Below are 20,829 nucleotides of genomic sequence, written 5' to 3'. Positions count from 1 at the left end.
AAATTTTAATTCCCCCTCATTAAAGTAATCCAGCCTTTGCATTCTGCGCCTATTGGGGAAACTAAAAAATAATTATAAGTAGATTCTGGCAGGTCACTTCCATTCCAATTATTCTGATAATCATCAGTTTCGAAAACCTTATCCCCCCATCTATTGAATATTTGTAGTTTCCATCCGCTCAACTGACTTTCGATAACGAAATTTTCGTTCTTTTCATCACCATTAGGAGTGATGACATTTGGAGGAATAACATTTTCAATTCTGATTGATTGGGTGGTACTAACTTCGCAAGAACCGGAAATTGCCCTGAGGGTAATTACATACGAACCAGTGTCCGGGTAAACATACATAGAAGGGTTTTCATCCGTAAGCGTTTCATTATTTCCCATTTCCCAAATAAATGTTGTAGCTCCTGATGAATTATTAATTAATTCCACTTCAGGGAGGTTTCCACATTCCTGAGTCATTTTATATTCAAAATCTGCAATTATTTCAGGGTTAACATCCACAATGACTGTATCATCTACATAGCAGCCATCTTCACTGAAAATTCTTACCGTATATTGAGTGGTAGCAATTGGGTTGGCCATTGGATTGGCAATATTTGGATTATTGAGTCCAACTGTTGGAGACCATTGATAATTCACTCCTCCACTTGCACTTATTTCCACCTGATCACCATAGCAAATAGCCTGATCCGCTCCTGCTTTTGCATTTCTGTAAAATTCTTTTGCGGGCGATTCTCCAACGGTTACGGTTATTGTATCGGAATCACTGCAGCCTCTCGATACAGCCAATAACACAATATCATAAGTTCCTGGCTTCGGAAAAGGAATGATTCCCGGGTTTTCCCCCTCAATTAACCGGTCATCTCCCGGGAACCAGGCATATAAAGTAGCATTTTGAGATTTGTTGATCACCTGAACTTCCTGAACGGAATCACAACCATTCATTACAATTGCTTCAAAATCTGCAATGACCTCGGGCTGTACCTCCACCATTTGCTGGCTATCCGCCACACAATTATATTCATTGGTAATTCTTACAGTGAAATTAGTAGTGGCATTTGGCATTGCGATAGGATTAGGAAGGGTAGGATCGTCCACAATAAACTCGGCAGGTGACCAAAGGTAACTCACACCACCACCAGCAGAAAGTTGAACCTGATCTCCTTCACAAATAAAAGTACTATCGCCTACAGAAAAATTTTGAGGATCAACCTGAATGGTATCATAGATGATATCCGAAATGGCACAAGTAGATAAATCGAAAGCCTGTAAAGACACAGGATAACTACCAGGAGTATTGAAAATATGGTTAATTGTAGTGTCTGAATCAGAGATTTCCACCCCATCTATCTTCCACTCAAAGCGGGTTCCTCCTTTACTGGTATTCGTCAGCACAACTTCCATAGGTGCGCAACCCTGTTTAGCTGATGCATCGAAGCTTGCTTCAAGAATAGCCAAATCAAATTTAAAGGCAGCATTATTACAATTAGTGGAATTATTTGTGGTGGAATAAGCATTTGGGGTGGTAGGAAAACCACTTTGATTATTGCAGGAGCAAACCGAATGATAAATAATTCCACGTCTGTCAAACCGGCTGGTTCCTCCGTCTACATGCTCACCTACCCCTTCAGGTCCTCCAAAAAAAGTAGCATAAAGTAATTCATCTGCATTGGAGGAAAGAATCATTAAGTAAAAGTCTTTATCATCTGTGGTGGTTTGAAAGGCATCGAAAGTAATGGGTAGGTTTTGTGTCCCTCCCCGAATGTAAATGGGATCGGCACTATTTAAAACACCTCCCCAGCCTGCCAGATAAATATTGGAGCAGTCATTTACCATAAAAGCTGTAGGCGTGATATCTGGTGAACCTGAACCAGAGCCTACCACTGTAGAAAAAACACTGGTTTTTAAACTTGCTCCCAATTTATGCACAAACTGCCCGCTACCGGGGTTGGAATAAACATTTACTGAAACCGGATAATCTCCTGAGGTTTGCCCAAAAACTGTCACATTATCAGCGGGATCCAAATCCATTAAAAAAGCCTGATCATAATCATCCGTACCAAGATAGGTGGAACTAATTAGCGAATCGCCACCCTGAGATATAATAGATATAAAACCATCAGAAAAACCACCCTGAAAATCCTCCAGATATACTCCTGAAGTGGTAGGGAAATTTTCACTATTCGTGCTTCCTGCTACCACTATTTCATTGTAACTGTTTATTTTAATGGAATAGCCTATATCATAATTATCTCCGCCCAGATAGGTGCTCCATATCAATTGACTGACATCTGGATTAAATTTGGCAATGATGCCATCCAGGGGACCTTTTAAAGTTTTCTGAAAAGCATTTGGCGTAATGTCAAAATCTGCAGAATGGGTAGAAGAGCTAATGTAAATATTATCCAATTCATCTACAATTACTTCTCCTCGGAACTGATCTCCATAATTTCGTGTAAAAATGGTTTTTTCTGTTTCATTAATGCCATCGTGGTCAGAGCCTCCAAAAAACGTAGAACCTACCAAATTGCTGCCTGTCGGGTCTAAAATAGAAATGAAAATATCAGCTCCGTTGATGTAATCAACCCCACTGATAAGGTTGGTAACAGAATCCCCTCCGGCAAATGTGGTATCATAAGAGGTGGAAATGAAAGGGAAATCAGGGGAACTGGTGGAGCCAAATATTACCAATTCTTCTTTATTATTGACGACCAAACTATGTGGCGTTTCGGAAAAGCCTCCTCCCAAAAAAGTGGCATAAATAAGATTTGAACCGGTGGAATCATATTTTAATATGCCAATGTCTGTAGCCTGATTAAAGTTCACTTGAAAAGCTCCAACGGTTACGGGAAATTCCGGACCGAACACAGTCCCTCCCGAATATAGATTCCCGTCATTATCGAAAGTTGCAGTATTTCCCCAATTGTCGGAAAAGGCACCGGAAAATGTAGAAAAGACCAGAATTGGATCGATAATTAAATCATAATTTTTGTCGTAGCCTTTGGGGAATTGAAAACTTACCCGGTTGTTTTTTACCTTAAAGCGGGAAGGCACTTCTACCTTCTTCCCATCTATTACCTGATAAGAATAGGGTTTTTGTTCAATGAGTGTATTTACCGAAGTCTGAATGTATAAATGATCATTAATCAGTTTTACCTGAATTACCCCATCATAATCCATTTTGATTACCTTCGGGTTTGTGCCTTTTTCTACAATGAACTCATACTTCAAATCCAGCTCATTTTGGTAATATTTTAAATTAATTCCCGGATATAATTCCTGATAGGTAACTGCATTGAAAGCTTTTGCCCCGGAAGCCCATTTTTCAGGATTTTTCCCCAGGAAATAATTGAAATTTACCGGATTTTGACCCGAAGTGATAAACTCAGGTCTGGGGTTGGCTTCTAAAAACTTTACCTCAAATCCATGTGCCCTGATGTAATCATCTGGAGGAGTGGGTGGAGCAACTGAAGTTCTTGAAGCCGGAGTTGAGGTTTCATGAATATGTCTTCTTGCTACAGCCCGGGCATCATAAAAGGCGTAGTGGATGGAGTTGGTTTTCAGGAAAAGATAACCTCCCGGAATGTCGGCTCGGTACTTCACATTCTCATCCCATTGGTTCTTATTTTCAATAAATCTGAAGCCCGGATTTGATCCGGAATCGCTAATACCTGGCTGGCTGATTAGGAATAAGGTATAAATTAAAATAATTTTTGTAATTTGAGACATAGGAGTAATAAATACTGCTTTACCTTGAATAAATGGCTGGTTATGTAAATCAAATAGAATTTACCAAAAAAAGGGTTATTTCCCTACACGATCGTCAGTTTAAATTTGCTGCTCAGCTTTAAATATATTTTATCCGGCAAAATATAGTTTGGAAAATCAACAAAAAAGACCGTAGATTTAAAGCATACAAATATCACCTAAAAAAATGTCTTACTCGCCTTTCATCAAGTAATTGTGTGTTTATTAGAATAAAAAAATACTTTTGACTTAAACTATAATATTACCCAATGAAGTGGTTTAAACTTTTTGTTTAAAAGCGAAAATAATCCGTTTTTGGGGCTCAGGATATAAAATGCTGGTATTTCAAGGCTTTTCTATGAACGGTGGCCCCAAACCGGGCAGATGCTTCTGTGGTCATTTGCAGAAAAAGAAAAAAGTTTAATTCACATCGATAATTAAGACGAATTGATCATGGATAATTATGATTATTTCCTGAAATAAAAAATGGCAAATACTTATAATTACCAGATCAAAAAACAATAATCAAGTTATTTTTAAATACAAATTATTAAAAATTAATGAATAATTTTTCTTTTATACCTGAACTGTTTTCTGCCAAAAAATCCTTTATCATTTGCTGCTTTTTTGTGGCTGCCTTTTTTACAAAAGGAATTGCCCAAAAAGAAAATGCTTATTTCTTTTCAGTGGACCTAAATGAAGTGAAAGATGATCAGTTGAGAGTGAATCTTTTAGTTCCAAAAATCAAGGCCAAAACCATTGTTTATAATATTCCCAAAATTGTTCCTGGTACGTATAGCATTTCCGATTTTGGAAGGTTTATAACTGATTTTAAGGCCTATGATAAAAAGGGAAAAGAACTTGTGGTGAACAAACTGGATGAAAACCGATGGGAAATTCAAAAAAGTAATAAACTGAAAAGAATTTCCTACTGGGTGGAAGATACATGGGATACTGAAAAGGGTAATTTTATTTTCGAACCGGCCGGGACTAATATTGAAGAAAAGAAAAGTTTTGTGATCAACACTTTTGGTTTTTTTGGGTATTTCGATGATATGAAATTAATTCCCTATAAACTGACCTTTGAAAAACCTGAAGATTTTTATGGTTCTACTGCCTTAATTGCGGAAAAATCAGAACCCGGATTTGATACTTACAGCATAGATTCTTATGTAGATCTGGCGGATTCACCAATTATGTATAATGTCCCCGATACCACCATCCTGAAAGTAGGTGGAGCCGATGTTTTGGTTTCGGTATATTCCCCAAATCAAAAGTTGACCTCAGAATACGTAGGGGAAAATATAGCAGAAATTCTTGAAGCACAGCGGAAATATCTGGGAGGAACTTTACCGATTAAAAAGTATGCGTTTATCATTTACCTTACTGATAAACCCTCAAAATCCGGAATGATGGGTGCACTTGAGCATTCCTATTCATCTCTGTATTTTCTGCCAGAAATTGATCCCAAATACCTCACCCAGAGTATCAGGGATATTGCGGCTCATGAATTTTTCCATATTGTAACACCTTTAAATATTCACTCCGAAGAAATTCAGTATTTTGATTTTATTGAGCCCAAGATGTCCAAACATTTATGGATGTATGAAGGAGTAACTGAATATTTTGCCAATCATGTGCAGGTGAGTTATGGCCTGCTTCCTCCTGAGGAATTTATTGAAACCATCAGAACAAAACTGAATCAGGCTTCAGCTTTTAATGATACAGTTCCTTTTACGATAATGAGTGAGCAGGTTTTGGGAAAATATGAAGATCAGTATGGGAATGTATATGAAAAAGGCGCCTTAATCGGGCTTTGTCTGGATATTCGGCTAAGAGAACTTTCGGAAGGGAAATACGGACTGCGTAATATGATGCTCGATTTATCAAAAGTTTATGGCAAATCCAAAGCATTTAAAGATGATGAATTATTTGATAAAATTGTAGAGATAACCGGATTCCCGGAAATCAGAGCGTTTTTTACCAAATATGTGGAAGGCTCCGAGCCATTGCCATTAAAAGAATATTTTGCCAAGGTTGGATTTATTTATAAAGAGGAAGCTAAAATTAACGAAATTTCAATGGGCAATATTCTCAGTGGGCTTGCCCTTGACAAGGATAGTAATTTTGTGCTGCAGGAGGTTGAAAATCTGGATGACTTTGGAAAGAAAATGGGCTATCAACAAGGAGATATAATTACAAAAATAAATGGAGACACGCTTACTTTGGAAACCGCCAGAGAATTACTCATGGGCTTTCCGGCAGAAGCAAAAGCGGGAGATACTTTAACAGTGGAAGTACTTAGGCTAAAAGAACCCATGGAGGAAGATGAAGAAGAAACCAATGAAAATGGTGAAAAAGTTCTGGTAGTTTTGCAGGAACCTGTGGAAGTAACCGAAAAAACCGAGTATCATATTTTTGAGGGAATGGAAAATCCTACCGAAGAACAAATTAAAGTTTTGAGAAGCTGGTTATTTGCAGAGGAAGAAGAGTAATCGGAATTGCTGAACCTTTAAAATAAAATCAGGGTAGCTGTGTCATTTTAAATTATGATTTTAACTTTACATCTTTATGGTGTCAATAATCAAAAAAAAACATTAATCTACCCTAAACTTAAAATTCTCTATTTTTTGCCACTTAATACAATGTTAAAATAATTTTCTTTTAATATTTAGAAGGCAGAAATTAGATGCAGAGTGTTAGAATTACTTTTAAAATGACTTTTAGCAAAAAACTAACCTCTGACTTCTGGTTAATACACAATAAGTGAATTGAAAATGTAAATAAAGTATTGATAGTCAGTCTTATTAATTAAAAATAGAGATTTTGCCAAAAACAAAGTAATATGTATCTAAAGTTAAGAAATCCACTAGCCTTTTTTGATCTGGAAACCACTGGGATAAATGTGATTAAGGATCGGATTGTTGAGATTTCAATAGTGAAGGTGATGCCCAGTGGGGAACAAATCATTAAAACCAAGAAAGTAAATCCTACAGTGCCAATCCCGGCAGAAACGAGTATGATTCACGGTATATATGATGAAGATGTGAAAGATGCTCCTACTTTTAAGCAAATCGCAAAGGAAATGGCTAAGTTTCTGGAAGGTTGTGATTTGGCTGGATTTAATATATTGAGGTTTGATATTCCTCTTTTGGTTGAAGAATTTTTAAGGGCAGGAGTAGAGTTTGATGTGAATAACCGAAAGTTGGTGGATGCTCAGAAAATATTTCATATGATGGAACCCAGAACGCTGAGTGCAGCTGTGAAATTTTATTGTGGAAAAGAACTGGAAGACGCTCATAGTGCAGAAGCCGATACCCTTGCTACTTACGAAGTACTGGATGCCCAGGTAAAAAAATATGAAGGCATGGAATACAAGGATCCCAAAACTGGAAAAACCTCAGTTCCAGTGGAAAATGATGTGAATGCACTGCATAAAATTACTGCTTCAAATATGATAGATTTGGCAGGCAGAATGGTGTACAACAATAAGGGAGTAGCGGTATTTAATTTTGGAAAACACAAAAACAAACCTGTTCTGGAGGTGTTGGAGAAAGAACCAGGATATTACGACTGGATTCTTAAGAATGAATTTGCCCTGAATACCAAGCAAAAACTCACGGAAATTAAGCTTAGTCAGTTTAATAAGCTCAAGTAATTTGGTCCTGGGCCTGTTTTGAAGTAAAAATACCCAATTAGGGGTATTGAATTTAAGTAGAGACAGCGATACCTTTGTATCAGGTGTTTAATGTTCTGCTTATTTTTTTACAGCATTTTTTAGATTAGACCTAATCGTTATTGGATTTTAATGTGTTTTTTCAAAAAACTTTTAGCTTCTCTTTAAATTGAAATGAGCATAACTTCAAATTTGCGATTGATTAATCTTATAACTTGATTAATTGTTAGGTTAAAAGAAGGAGTTTATTTAAGCTCCTTTTTTTAGTGTCCATTTTTCAAATTATGGGGGTATTGACTGTTAAGAGTGCCAATAGGAGAGAATACGAGAATTCAGGAAATCAAAAAAATTAGCACAGGTAATTATTCTACAATTTTCATTACCTTAAGCTCCATTCGTCTGTTTTCCTCATGTTTTTTGGATGAACACCTGATGCCATTTTTACAGCCATTGACCAAAAATTTTTCCCCATATCCCACTGCCGTAAGCCTTTCAACTTCTATTTCTCCTTTTTCCACTAAATAACGTACTGCCTCTTCTGCTCTGTTTTGGGTCAGCTCCAGATTATAGTCATCATTGCCTCTGGAATCTGAATGGCAAGAAAGCTCAAAGTGGATTCCGGGATTATCTATAATAATATTCAGCAGGTTGTCCAACACCTCTTTTTGGGAATCAGTTAAGGTAGTATCATTGATGTTGAAATAAAAACCCTTTACTCTTATCGCCTGTCCAACCACAATTTCCTGCAACTGAATATTCTTGTTTAATGACCACTCTCCTGGTGAAAAGGAGGTTATCGTATCCGAAGGATTATAAAAAAAACCTTTTTTGTACGCGTGAATCAGGTAAGGTTGCTTTTTAAGGATGGAAAAGGCAAATGCCCCATCACTTTCAGTGGTGATTACCCTTTTTATCCCTGTTTCAATTTCTTCAATGGTCACCTGGGCTTCATTAATGGCAGATCCGTTTGCCTCCGTGACTACATTACCTTTTACCACCACGTTTTCACTTTTCTCAATTGGGATTTCAATACTGATATGCTGCCCTTTAGCTACATTTCTTTTGGGCATAAATACGGGAATAGAACTGTATCCTTCTTTCAGGCAGGTAATGAAATATTCATGATTCCCATATAATTCAAGTTCGAATTCCCCATTTTCCTGAATGAGCTGTTTGTGTTTTTTTAATTGAATTTTAAGATGTGAAATCTGGTTGTTTTTGTCTCTGGTAACTTTATAGGCAATAATGGTAAAGTTATGATACCTGGCTTTTGACTTTTTCTTTATCTCCTTATCAAGGAGTTTACCACTGATGATATAGGGATTTTTTAGAGTATCTGAAGAAGGGTGGAAAGCAAGGGAAAGGTTATTTTTAGTGTCATCAACTGCAAGTATATTCCCTTGAAAGAATAAAAAACACAGTAATAAAAATGAAAAAGGTGAAAATATAGCAAACAAGATTTTTTTCATAGCTAAAAATCGCGGGAATAAACAGTTGCTTTTAAAAAGCAGATTATTCCAAAAAATCAGTTTCGATGAACTTTTATACTTATGGGTAGCAGTTTCCCGGATATTTCCAGGCTATAGTCAGTTTAATTGTAGCTACAAACTTAATTTTTTAACAGGTTAGATTGGAAAAAACAGGGAAAAAAATTTAAACACCTCTACTTTTTTAATGTTGAGCACCCTCACCTCATTTTCAAACTTAAGAGCCATTCCGGCTCCCCAAATTTAAAGGTTATTTTTACTCCCCAGGCACTTACTGTTCAAACTCTATCACCCTGAATTCAGTTCTTCTGTTTTTAACATGCTGTGCATGGGAACATTTTACGTTGTTGGTACAATGGTTGGCAGGACGGGTTTCTCCATAACCAATTGCTTTTAGTCGATTATTGTTTATTCCCTTGGAAACCAAGTAGTTGGCGATCATGTTGGCCCTTTCCTGAGACAATTCCAGATTATACATATCATTACCCCGTGAATCTGTATGAACCCCAATTTCTAATATAATATCCGGATTTCTTCTTAAAATTTCAAAAAGATTATCAAGCTTCTGGAAACCTTTTTCATTAGAAATATTTACATCATTAATCTCAAAATCCAGTTGTTCTATAAGGTAAGATCTCCCTTTTTCAATTCTTTTTATAGGAATATTGGTGTGGATTTTTATTTCTGAATCCCAGCCTATGGTAGAAACATTTTTAATAGGGGAATGAAAATATTTGGGCTTTACTCCAACTATGGCATAAACAGATTCATCTATAAGTTTGGCAGAAAATCTGCCGCTGGCATCTGTAGAAACTGTTTTGGTAAAATCATTATTGATATTCGTAATAATTACATCCACTCCGCTTACAGGTTCTTTGGTATCGCTGTTGAAAAACATGCCTTCAAGGCGATAAATACCATCAGTTTTGGTTAAGGTGTAATTGGAAGAAGGGCTTTCTTCTAATGTTTTTTCCGGATTGGACGTAAAAAATAAGGAAAAAACGAATATCAGACTTAAAGAGATAGCAACAGAATCCATAGTTGTCTGCTATTTAGTAGTAACAGTAATTATTAATTGAAGATAATTTTAGTTTAACATGGTTTATTTGAAGGAAAAGGGAGTCTCAAAAATTAATGTTAATTGATGAAACGATTGTTGATATTTCAACCTGTTTATCTGATTGAATTGATTTCCCCAAAACATTTATACCTTTATTGAACAATATAATAAATGTAAATGTTTGGAAATGAGTTGTTTGAGTTAATAAAAAATCTGGATAATTACAAAAATAGCTGGGAAAATGAATTGAATTTGTATGTTGGATTCATTTTATTATTTAAAGTTATTTAAATTCTTTAAAAATTACCTAACCGGAAGAAAAATTTCGAATGTTTTTTCTAAAATTATTTTTCCCTCATATTTAGTTGTGATTTTCCATTTTCCAACTTTATCATGTACAGGCTGCCAGATACAATCTCCCAGAAAAAACCGAAAAGGGTTTGTTTTGATGAAAATTTCTCCAATAAAAGGCGAAGCAACCTTTCCTGATTCATCTTTAAATGAAGGATGTTCAATCATAAAACTGATCCGCTTGCCTTTGGCACTTTTCACTTCCATGATGTACCCAAACTCCTCATCTTCAATAGCTGGTATTTTGTGAGTAAGTTCTTTAATTTTGGGTAATTCGCTGGATTCCCTGTCCCACCTGGAATATCTGCCGTAGGAAATTAAATCAAATTTTGCATTCTTCTTTGCCATAAATCTAGTGCACTTGCATGGAACACATGAGGTAAATTAGTGGGTTAACCAACTGATTACCAGAATAAAACTTATGTTACTTATTTAAGGCCTGTAACATCAGTGAAAGTTCATTTGAAAAAAGATTATTCGCAAAAATATGCATCACGACTTTGATAATCTTCTTAATTTATTTTTAGTTTGAATATACTTAGCCTTTAAATGACACAAAAATGGTAAAAAAAATACTGACATTATTCCTTTTAGGTTTTATTCTACTTTTGGGAGTTTTACTTTTCAATACGCTTACATATAAAAATAATCAGCCTGATTTTGAGCCGGTAAGCCATTTTGAGGTGGGGGAAAAATCTATTCAAAACTTTTCAAGAGCTATCCAGTTTCCAACCATTTCTTTTGAAGATCCCAATGATTTTGATTCTATTCCATTCCTGGCTTTTCATCAGTTTTTATCGGAAGCGTACCCTTTGGCAGATTCTCTTCTTGAAAAAAAGGTTATTAATAAATACAGTTTGCTTTACAAATGGGAGGGCCAAAATAAAGCATTAAAACCTGCTATTCTGATGGGACATATGGATGTGGTACCAATTGAAAAGCCACAAAATCAGATTGAGTTTGAAAGGCGCGTAGGGAAGCTGAAAAAGGAAATGTATTCCACATGGGAACATCCACCTTTTGGCGGTGATATAGCTGATGGCCATATTTGGGGAAGAGGAGCCATTGATGATAAAATCAGTATTATTGGCAATTTGGAAGCCGTGGAAAAATTACTGACTGAAGGATATTCCCCAGAAAGAACAATCTATTTTGCCTTTGGACACGATGAAGAAATTGGAGGAAAAGAAGGTGCAATAAAAATCGTAGAATATCTGAAAGAAAATAATATTCAACCAGAGTTTGTGATGGACGAAGGGGGGATAATTACCGGAGAAAAAGTTCCGGGAATTGATGTTCCTGTGGCCTTAATTGGGACAGCGGAAAAAGGATTTCTTTCTGTGGAACTTTCTATTAATTTACCTGGGGGACACTCTAGTATGCCACAATCTGAAACCGCTATTGAAGTGTTATCCAGAGCCATTGTGAAATTAAGGGATAATCAATTTGAGAAAAAACTGACACCTCCCGTAAGGGAATTACTGGGGAATATTGGGCCTGAAATGCCTTTCCTCCAGCGGATAGTTTTTGCGAATTTATGGCTGTTTGAAGGTGTTGTATTAAGCATTTATGAAAAAAGCCCAGCTGGAAATGCTTCGGTAAGAACGACTACCGCTCCAACAATAATTAACTCGGGGTTCAAGGATAATGTGCTTCCCTCTGAGGCAAAAGCTACTATTAATTTCCGAGTTTTGCCCGGAGAAACTTCAGAAGATGTAATTGCTCACATCCGGGAAATTCTCCAGGATAACAGGGTACAACTTAAAATTGGAGGATTTAAAAGTGAACCAACTCCAGTTTCCCCAACCGAAGCTTTTGGTTATCATATTATTGCCCAAACGGTGAAACAGCAATTTCCAGAGGCAATTGTTACCCCTTATCTGGTTGTTGGAGGTACTGATAGTCGTTATTACCGGGAATTAACCGATCAGATTTATCGGTTTATGCCGGTAACAGACCCAATCGGCTTTCATGATATTAATGAAAGAATTTCAATTGAAGACTTCTCTAAATCATTGAATTTTTATTATTTACTTTTAAAAAATGTGGGAAAATAGGGGGTAAACTTAAAAATTGGCGATTTTTTTTTATATTGCAGGACTTCCATTACTCATCCAAGTAATATAGACTTTTTTATGAAATGCCAGCTTTAAATTATTCAAAATGAAATTGTTTGAATATCAGCTAGTTGCATATCTATTTGGATGGAAAAACTTATTGCGGTTGTTTCTGGTTAGCTTCTTACATTCAAAGGAATAAATAGGTTCCTGAATATAATTATTATTAAAATACAATTACTTAAATCAAACAACAATGATTAAAAAACTACTCTTCATTTCAATTACCTATTTGTGGGTAATTGGATTTTCTATTGCGCAGGAGAGTCCTCCTTTGCTTCGTTATCCAAGCCTAAATTCCGATGGTTCGAAGGTGGCCTTTTCTTTTCAGGGAGATATATGGACCGTATCTTTAAACGGGGAATTAATTCCAAGACGATTAACTATTCATCAGGCTTATGAATGGAAACCAAAATGGAGTCCAAATGATCAAAAAATTGCCTTTAGCAGTGACCGGTTTGGCAATGATGATATTTTTGTGATAGAAGCAGCAGGAAGTCAGCCCCAAAGACTTACCTTTCATTCTACGCACGATGTGCTTTCTTCCTGGATTGGCAATGAAACCTTATTTTTCCATACGAGAAGATCGTTTGTACAGGTAGAACGGACTTTTGAATTTAATACGGTTCCTGTGAGTGGAGGCACTCCGTCCAGAGCAATGGATGCGCTGGGTTTTTCACCTGTCACCTCTCCAAACGGGAGGTTTGTGGCCTTTATTAGAGGTTCCTGCCGGGTCACCAGAGAGACTTATCAGGGGCCTGCCAATAGAGATGTCTGGATTTATGATAAGGAAAAGGATACCTACAATCAGATCACCGATTTTGAAGGTCAGGATATTCAGGCAGATTGGGGCGATGATCAGACACTTTATTTTTTAAGTGCCAAATCTGGCCGGTACAATATCCATTCACAAAAAATTAACAGGGAAGGCCAACCTGAAGGAAATGCTGAACAAATCACTCAGTTTTCGGATGAAGGAATTAGAAGTTTTGATGTAAGTGCAGATGGTAAAAGCCTGGTATTGGAGCAGGGAACTTCATTATATTATTTGAAAATCGGAGAAGAACCACAAAAATTAAATATTGAGCTTTCCCCGGATTTTCGCTTCGATCCTGTAGAATATAAAAACTTTTCGAGAGAGGCCTCTGAATTTGCTATTTCCCCAAATAGTAAATATTTGGCTTTCGTAGCACGGGGGGAAGTCTTTTTAACTGAAAATGATACTGAAAAAAGCAGAACGGTCAGGTTAACCAACAACCCCGGTAGAGAGATGGGAATTGCCTGGGTGAATGATTCCTTATTAATTTTTACCTCCGACAGGGGAGGGCAGTTTGATTTGTATGGTGTGAAATCCGGGGATAAAGAGGAACAAAATCTATTTAAGAGTTTGAGGAAAAGTGTTTTTAAAATCACCAATACTTCCGAAGATGAATTTAATCCAATCATTTCTCCGGATGGGAAAAAAGTAGTTTTCAGAAGAGGGAGAGGGGTATTAGTTGCAGCTGAAATTTCTTCTGAAGGTACCCTGGCCAACGAAACCAGTTTATTGGATGGCTGGGCTACTCCGGTTGATATTAGTTGGAGCCCTGATAGTAAGTGGCTGGCTTATGCTTTGGAAGATTTGAACTTTAATGAAGAGATTTACCTGCATCCTGCGGATAATAGTAAAGCTCCTGTTAATGTAAGCCTTCATCCCAAGAGTGATTATGGAGCTGTTTGGAGTGAAGATGGTTCTAAATTAGGATTTCTTTCCACCAGAAATAATGGAGATGCCGATGTTTGGTTTGTCTGGCTGAAAAAAGAAGATTGGGAAAAAACTAAGTACGATTGGGAAGAACTGGAAGATGAGGAAACAGAAAGTGATCAGAAAGATGAAGAAGAAGAAGAATCTCCGGAAATAAAAATTGATTTTGAGGATATCCATGAAAGGATAACCCAGGTTACAGCTCTTCCCGGAAATGAGTCTGATTTAACGGTTTCAAAGGACGGGGAAACATTTTATTTTGTGACCAACCGCTCCGGAAGGCAAAGTTACAAGGCTGATATGGATTTATATATGGCTAAATGGGATGGGAGTGAAGTAAAACCTGTGACAAAAGGCGGGCAAAATCCATATGGTATTTCTTTCGATAAAAAAGGAAAAAATTTATTTGCCATAAAATCGGAAGGATCATTGGTAAAAATTGATCCTGAAAAAGGAAAGGTGGAAAAATTACCTTATGCTGCAAAAATGGAAATTAACTATCCGGCTGAAAGAAATCAGATATTTGAAGAAGCCTGGCGAACCTTAAGAGATGGATTTTATGATCCAAATTACCATGGGCAAGATTGGGCAGCCTTAAAGGAAAAATATAAAAGCAGGGCCATTAATGCTTCCACAGAGCGGGATTTCCAGGATATGTTCAATTTTATGCTGGGGGAGTTAAATGCAAGCCATATGGGACTTTACGGTTCAGACAGAGCCAAAACTCAAAATGAAAGAATTGCCTATCTGGGTATAGAACCAGAACCTTTGGAAAATGGAATCAGGGTAAAAAGAGTGATTCCAAATGCTGCTTCTGACAGAGAGCTGAGTAAATTAAATGAAGGAGATATTATTCTAAAAGTGGATGATGAACCCGTCTCAGCCAGTATCAACCTATTTGAAAAATTAATAAACAAAAGTGGAGAAAAGGTCTTATTAGAAGTTCAAAATTCTCAGGGTGAAAACCGTGAAGTAGTGATCAGACCATCTTCCTATATCACTACTTTATTATATGAAGAATGGGTGAAAGAGAGAAAGAAGCTAACAGAAAAATATTCAGGAGGGCAACTAGGCTATATTCATATTAGAGGAATGAACTGGACCAGTTTTGAAGAATTTGAGCGTGAACTTACTGCCAGTGGATTAGGAAAAAAGGGGATTGTGATTGATGTGCGCTACAATGGAGGAGGCTGGACCACAGACTATTTGATGTCTGTTTTAAATGTGAAACAGCATGCCTACACTGTTCCCAGGGGAGCAGCGGAAAATCTTGAAGAGGAAAATCAAAAATTTAAAAGTTATTACCCCTTTGGAGAACGTTTGCCTTTAGCTTCATGGACAAAACCTTCTATTGCCCTTTGTAATGAAAATAGTTATTCAAATGCTGAAATATTTTCCCATGCTTACAAAAGCCTTGACCTTGGAAAACTAGTGGGAAAACCAACTTTTGGGGCAGTGATTTCTACTGGAGGAAGAGGCTTGTTGGATGGTTCGTTCGTAAGGCTGCCTTACAGAGGCTGGTATGTGTTGGAATCTGGGAAAAACATGGAAAACACTCCGGCTTACCCTGATATTATTTTAGAAAATCAGCCTGATGCCAAAGCGAAAAATCAGGATAATCAATTACAAAGAGCAGTGGAGGAGTTGTTAAAGGAAATTGGGGAATAACCTAAAAAGGCTGTCTCATGATTTATGGGTGAGACAGCCTTTTTATCAGAATGATCTTGATACTTTTAGGTTTTAGTGGTAATTCAAAATTAACTGTGTATTATTTTGCCATAAAAGTCTGATAGAGAGATTATTGTTTCTCGGAAATAATAGTTCCCGGTGTGGAGCACCCGGTGTGGAGCACGGGTGCTTAAAATATTCTAAATCCAACTACCAGAATATCGTCAATTTGCTTTTCATCTCCTTTCCAGTCTTCAAGAGTGGAATCAAGAATTAACTTTTGCTCCTCTAATGGTCGATGATGAATTTCCAGTAATTTTTCCTTAAATCTTTTTAATAAAAATTTCCGCTTATGGATTGGACTAAATTGATCGGGAAAGCCATCTGAGAAAATATAGCAGGTCATGGGAGTAGAAGGTTTGGTCTCTTCCGAAACTTCAGTGGTTTCTCCTTCTGTTGTCATTACAGTTTCTCCAATTTTTACTTTATTCTTTTTAAATACTTTTTCCCCTTCAGCCTGTCCACCAATTGAAACTTTGTTGCCTTTTATGATATTCAATTCATTATTTTCGATGAAAATCAAAGGATTATATGCACCAGCAAATTCTATTTCCTTTTTCTTTTTGTCAATCACACACAAGGCAATATCCATCCCGTCCTTATTATTAGAGGTATCCTGTCTGAAAGCTGTTCTTACACTTTTGTCAAGTTCCTGAAGAATAAGATCTGGAGAAGTAATTCCTCTGATGTTCACCACCTGATTCAAAAAGTTTTCCCCTGCAATTGACATGATGGCACCCGGCACGCCATGCCCGGTACAATCAGCGGCAACAACCACTATTTTGCTATTCCCATCATCTCCTTTTACTTCAGAATACCAGTAAAAGTCTCCGCTTACAATATCTTTAGGCTTATATAACACAAACACATCTTTTAACCCGGTTCGCATTTTTTCTAAAGAGGGGAGTGCCGCTTCCTGAATTCTTCGGGCATAATTAATACTGGCCGTAACTTTATTATGGATATTGGAAATTACTTCATGTTGTTTGGCAATTTCTGAATTCGATTCCTCAATTTTAGCGTAATTATTCGCATTGGAAATGGCGATACCAATATATACAGCCAGGTTACGCAGAATATCAATATGGTAATCCTGATACACGCATGGTTCCTCACTTTGCAAAGCAATTACACCTAGTTTTATATCCTTGGAATTAAGGGGTAAATAGATTGCCGATTTCCATTTGCCCTGGTATCGGTTATTTTTTGCCCGTTCCACAAAGTCTCTGGTATCAGTCTTAATGTCAGTGATGAGTAATTCTTCCTGCTGATTATAACAATAGGCAGAAAGCATGTCCTTTTGATCAATGCTATCAGAATCAAATAATAATTCATCGGAACCCGGTTCTCGTCCGGTAAAATCAAGGGTTCTGGTTTTCTCATTGTATAAGGCCACTGCAAAAATGGACACATTCATCATGTGGTCTATTTGCTCATAAACCGTATTTACAATATCTTTCACATTAAGGTGAGAAGTAACTAACTGTCCAATTTCACTTAACTGTTGAAAGTTCCTGTAAGTTTCTTCCAATTTATCCTTCTGTGCAATAGCTTCTTTTTGCTGTTTTTCCATTTCCATGGTTCGTTTCTGAACCATTTTCTCCAGTTCATTATTTTGGTTTCTTATATTTCGAACCCGGTATTTAAAAATTAGAACAATCAGGGTAAAAACGACAAGCCCGGTTGTGATAAAAAAGGCAGTAGTTTTATAAAATTGAGTAGGTTTAAAAAATACTATTTTAGTCCCTTTTTCATTCCAGATGCCATCATGGTTTTTGGCTATTACTTTGAAAGTGAAATTCCCGGGAGGTAAATTGGTATAAAACACTTCCCTGTTCGATCCGGCTATTTGCCAGTTATTTTCAAAGCCTTCCAACTTATATTTAAAGAAAACTTTTTCAGGGTTGGAATAACTCAGACCAGTGAAGTTAATTTTTATTCTTTGATTATCCGGAGACAAATTGATATGCTGAATATCGGATATTTTTGTGCCGTTTACGTTTATCCCTTCAATGACCACCTTTGGAGGAATAGGATTGATGGTGATATTTGAGGGATCAATAACAGTAATTCCATCAAAAGTAGGAAACCATAACCTTCCATCTTTACTTTTCAAAGGACGGGCATTTGCTGTACACTCACTCACCTTCATTCCATCATCCTTATTGTATAAAATACTGGTTGCTTTTTCAATTTTCCCTTCAGCCACCAGGTTGAGTTCCTCTCTTTTTACTTTGTAAATACCATCATTGCAGGTAATCCAAAAGTAGCCATCATCGTCTTCCAATATGGAAAAGGCGATATCAGTAAATAAGCCGTGCTGCTTATTGAGCACTGTAAAAGTATCGTCTTTATAGCGGGTTAACCCTCCATTAGCTCCTATCCATATTACTCCTTCCTTGTCTTCGAAAAACCTGAAATTTACTTCTCCTGCCAGACCATCTTTTGTATTAAAGTGCTCAAATTTTCCACCGCTTAGCCTTGTTATACCCTGCCGGGTACTGATCCACATTCTTCCTTTGGAATCCTGGAAAACTGATAAAATAAAATTATTGCTTAAGCCATCTTCTTTTGTAAAAGTGATAAACCGGCCATTGCTGTATTTGGCAAGGCCATTTGGTGTGCCAATCCAAATATTTCCATAGTGATCTTCATAACACAATCTTATATAATCACTGGGTAGGCCGTCCTTTTCAGTAAAAACAGTGGTGTTCCCATTTTCAATCTTTGCAAGCCCTTTTGTAGTGGAGGCCCAAATGATCCCTTTACTATCTTTAAAAACATCTCTGACAACCTGATCGGGAAGGGGTTTGTTGGTTTTTAAATCGGAAATCTGATTCCCATTGATAATACTCAAGCCATTATTGGTAGCAATTAAATAAGAGTTCTCATCATTTTTGGCAATGCTATAAACTAACTTCCCTGTTAGTCCTTCCTCTCTTGTAAAATTGGTGAACTTTCCATTGTGTAGCTGGTACAGCCCTGACCTATAGGTAGTTACCCAGATATTGCCTTCATTGTCTTCAAGGATATCAGTTACATTATGAGCGGCTAATTCTTCTTTTTCTCCAAGGGTGGAAATCTCTCCCTTGTAGAGCCTGGCTAATCCTTTACTGGTTCCAATCCAGATAACGCCCTGACTGTCTTCAAATACTTTTGCAACAGAATTGTCATTTAAACCATCCTTTTCAGAATACGATTTTATTTCTCCCTCAGGCAAAAGACAATCCAGTCCTTTTCCAGTTGGAATCCACAAATTTCCCTTTTTATCAAGAGTAAGTGTTCTTACATAATTATCACTAAGCCCATTTTCACTATTATAGTTTTTGAATGTTTTTGTTTCCAGGTTATAGGAAAAAATACCCTTTCCATTGGTGGACAGCCATAAATTTTCATGATCATCTTGAAGGATATCGTAAACATTAATCCCTTTTAGTTCTTCCGGTAATCCGGAATTAGTGAAAGAGGAGTCTTTGAGGTAACATAACCCTGAAGCGGTTCCGGCCCAAACTGTACCCTTTTTATCTTTAAATATAGCATCAACATTACTGCTAGGCAGGCCGTTTTCTACTGTATACACCTTCCATTTATTGTTTTTGAAAACTACAATCCCTCCCTGGGAACCAATCCAAAGACTGCTATCAGCATCTTCATAGAAATTGGTGAAAGTATTACTTTTGAAATGAGGGATTTTGGAATGGTCAATCACATTTATATTGATGCCATCAAATTTCACTAATCCATTGAAGGTCCCAATCCACAAGTAACCATTTTTAGCCTGGATGATAGAAAGCGCTCCATTGGTGGGTAATCCATTTTCACTTGTCCATAATTTAAATTTGTACTGGGATATGGCTTTTTTTGGGGAAAGTCCTTTAGGTTTTTGTGCCAGACTGTGGAATGATAATAATAAAAATAAAGCAATAAATGTTTTGCAAAAAATGAGTTGATAAATTTTCATTTTTGGAAGTTTTCAGGTTTTTCCCTTTGGCACTTGAATAACCGCTAATTAAAAAATATTTAAGGGCTGTTTTTATAGTGTAAGGGGAACGCAAAAAACTACCGATCATTGTCCTTTTTATACCCGTAAGGACAATTTCTACAGCCATTCTTGCAGCAATATCCTCTTTTTTTTAAATAGTGTGAGGTAAATACCATAAAACCATTTTCAAAATAAAAATCTAGGTTTTCTTTTAAATCAGAATTATTGTTTTTTGTGTTTTTCAAAGACAGGTCTATTTTAATATGTATGAAAGCAAAATAAAAAATCTATGTATCGAATTTATAGGATCAATACATAGATTTAAATTTGGTGAAAAATTGTTTTGAAATGCTTACAACCGAATTGATAAACCCAGTTTTCCACCGGTCGTTACACTTCCACCGTTTATTTCTAAATTGATTCCCAGTTGTTCATTAAAGTAATATCTTCCACCTACTTGTCCGCCTAGTCCTAAACCAGAATTATAACTTCCGGAATAGCCATCTGGTGATGACCAGGATTGGAAACCAATGGTTAATCCTGCATAAAAATCCCATTCCCTTGGAATATCCAGTATGGTGTTGAAATGATAATTCCCATTTCCCGAAAAAGTCCAGACATTGTGTTTGTACTTAAAGCTATGATAGGATTCATTGTAATTCCTGTAGTCAATAAGGAATCCAACGGTGATATCTTCATGAACGCCAAAATCCATTCCCCCATAAATTGGAAGGCCTATTCCGGAAAAACCAAAACCCAGGTTAATTTGTTTTCCTCCTTTACCAATAGGGCTTTGGGCATAGCCAGTAAAACTGATGAACAAAAACATTAAAACTCCTAAAACTTTTCCTCTCATAATGATTGAATTTTTTAATTTTTCCTTTTGAAAATTTTGCTGGTAAACATTTCTACAAATTGAGGTTCATGAA

11 protein-coding genes are annotated in these 20,829 nt (G+C 36.6%); 4 read left to right on the top strand and 7 right to left on the bottom strand.

The window, feature by feature from the left end; translation table 11 throughout:
* Positions 1-5 precede the first annotated feature (5 nt).
* Complete coding sequence (locus A3EM_RS42710; protein ID WP_020529441.1) at positions 6-3,737, bottom strand: DUF7948 domain-containing protein; 3,732 nt, start codon at positions 3,735-3,737, stop codon at positions 6-8.
* A gap of 578 nt (positions 3,738-4,315) precedes the next feature.
* Between A3EM_RS42710 and A3EM_RS0117025 the strand changes: the two genes are divergently transcribed.
* Positions 4,316-6,250, top strand: a complete 1,935-nt coding sequence (locus tag A3EM_RS0117025) for a M61 family metallopeptidase (RefSeq protein WP_020529440.1) — start codon at positions 4,316-4,318, stop codon at positions 6,248-6,250.
* A gap of 350 nt (positions 6,251-6,600) precedes the next feature.
* Positions 6,601-7,413 (top strand): 3'-5' exonuclease, encoded by an 813-nt coding sequence (locus A3EM_RS0117020; protein ID WP_020529439.1) that lies wholly within the window; start codon positions 6,601-6,603, stop codon positions 7,411-7,413.
* Positions 7,414-7,793: 380 nt separating this feature from the next.
* Here A3EM_RS0117020 and A3EM_RS0117015 read toward each other — a convergent pair whose 3' ends face one another.
* The 3 genes from A3EM_RS0117015 to A3EM_RS0116995 form a co-directional block, all read right to left on the bottom strand.
* Positions 7,794-8,900: an OmpA family protein gene (locus A3EM_RS0117015; RefSeq protein ID WP_020529438.1), complete on the bottom strand. Its 1,107-nt coding sequence runs from the start codon at positions 8,898-8,900 to the stop codon at positions 7,794-7,796.
* Positions 8,901-9,189: 289 nt separating this feature from the next.
* Positions 9,190-9,957, bottom strand: coding sequence for an OmpA family protein (locus tag A3EM_RS0117005; protein WP_020529436.1), 768 nt, complete (start codon positions 9,955-9,957; stop codon positions 9,190-9,192).
* A 324-nt stretch (positions 9,958-10,281) separates the two neighbouring features.
* Complete coding sequence (locus A3EM_RS0116995; RefSeq protein WP_020529434.1) at positions 10,282-10,677, bottom strand: DUF3859 domain-containing protein; 396 nt, start codon at positions 10,675-10,677, stop codon at positions 10,282-10,284.
* A gap of 212 nt (positions 10,678-10,889) precedes the next feature.
* Here A3EM_RS0116995 and A3EM_RS0116990 point away from each other — a divergent pair, with 212 nt between their 5' ends.
* Both A3EM_RS0116990 and A3EM_RS0116985 read left to right on the top strand, forming a co-directional pair.
* Positions 10,890-12,386: a M20 family peptidase gene (locus A3EM_RS0116990; RefSeq protein ID WP_020529433.1), complete on the top strand. Its 1,497-nt coding sequence runs from the start codon at positions 10,890-10,892 to the stop codon at positions 12,384-12,386.
* Between the two features lie 256 nt (positions 12,387-12,642).
* Positions 12,643-15,858: a S41 family peptidase gene (locus A3EM_RS0116985; protein ID WP_020529432.1), complete on the top strand. Its 3,216-nt coding sequence runs from the start codon at positions 12,643-12,645 to the stop codon at positions 15,856-15,858.
* Positions 15,859-16,048: 190 nt separating this feature from the next.
* Here the strand turns inward: A3EM_RS0116985 and A3EM_RS0116980 are convergent, their stop codons facing one another.
* From A3EM_RS0116980 to A3EM_RS0116970, 3 genes are all read right to left on the bottom strand, one after another.
* The gene (locus tag A3EM_RS0116980) at positions 16,049-19,879 is read right to left on the bottom strand and encodes a two-component regulator propeller domain-containing protein (protein ID WP_020529431.1); all 3,831 of its coding nucleotides are present in this window, start codon (positions 19,877-19,879) and stop codon (positions 16,049-16,051) included.
* 98 nt (positions 19,880-19,977) lie between these two features.
* Positions 19,978-20,145, bottom strand: coding sequence for a C1orf53 family protein (locus A3EM_RS48340; RefSeq protein WP_020529430.1), 168 nt, complete (start codon positions 20,143-20,145; stop codon positions 19,978-19,980).
* A gap of 107 nt (positions 20,146-20,252) precedes the next feature.
* A complete protein-coding gene (locus A3EM_RS0116970; protein ID WP_020529429.1) occupies positions 20,253-20,756 on the bottom strand; it encodes a hypothetical protein in 504 nt (167 codons plus the stop codon).
* Between the last annotated feature and the right edge of the window lie 73 nt (positions 20,757-20,829).

The sequence above is a fragment of the Flexithrix dorotheae DSM 6795 genome, from assembly GCF_000379765.1.
Taxonomy (GTDB): Bacteria; Bacteroidota; Bacteroidia; order Cytophagales; family Flammeovirgaceae; genus Flexithrix; species Flexithrix dorotheae.
The sequence above is the reverse complement of the archived record's forward strand: the minus strand, read 5'-3'. Positions and strand labels throughout refer to the sequence as shown.

Excerpts from the sequence above, each read along its gene's own strand:
- A3EM_RS0117020 (WP_020529439.1), top strand. The coding sequence starts at position 6,601 with ATGTATCTAAAGTTAAGAAATCCACTAGCCTTTTTTGATCTGGAAACC.
- A3EM_RS0117005 (WP_020529436.1), bottom strand. The coding sequence starts at position 9,957 with ATGGATTCTGTTGCTATCTCTTTAAGTCTGATATTCGTTTTTTCCTTA.
- A3EM_RS0117025 (WP_020529440.1), top strand. The coding sequence starts at position 4,316 with ATGAATAATTTTTCTTTTATACCTGAACTGTTTTCTGCCAAAAAATCC.
- A3EM_RS0116970 (WP_020529429.1), bottom strand. The coding sequence starts at position 20,756 with ATGAGAGGAAAAGTTTTAGGAGTTTTAATGTTTTTGTTCATCAGTTTT.
- A3EM_RS0116985 (WP_020529432.1), top strand. The coding sequence starts at position 12,643 with ATGATTAAAAAACTACTCTTCATTTCAATTACCTATTTGTGGGTAATT.
- A3EM_RS42710 (WP_020529441.1), bottom strand. The coding sequence starts at position 3,737 with ATGTCTCAAATTACAAAAATTATTTTAATTTATACCTTATTCCTAATC.
- A3EM_RS0116980 (WP_020529431.1), bottom strand. The coding sequence starts at position 19,879 with ATGAAAATTTATCAACTCATTTTTTGCAAAACATTTATTGCTTTATTT.
- A3EM_RS0116995 (WP_020529434.1), bottom strand. The coding sequence starts at position 10,677 with ATGGCAAAGAAGAATGCAAAATTTGATTTAATTTCCTACGGCAGATAT.
- A3EM_RS0117015 (WP_020529438.1), bottom strand. The coding sequence starts at position 8,900 with ATGAAAAAAATCTTGTTTGCTATATTTTCACCTTTTTCATTTTTATTA.
- A3EM_RS0116990 (WP_020529433.1), top strand. The coding sequence starts at position 10,890 with ATGGTAAAAAAAATACTGACATTATTCCTTTTAGGTTTTATTCTACTT.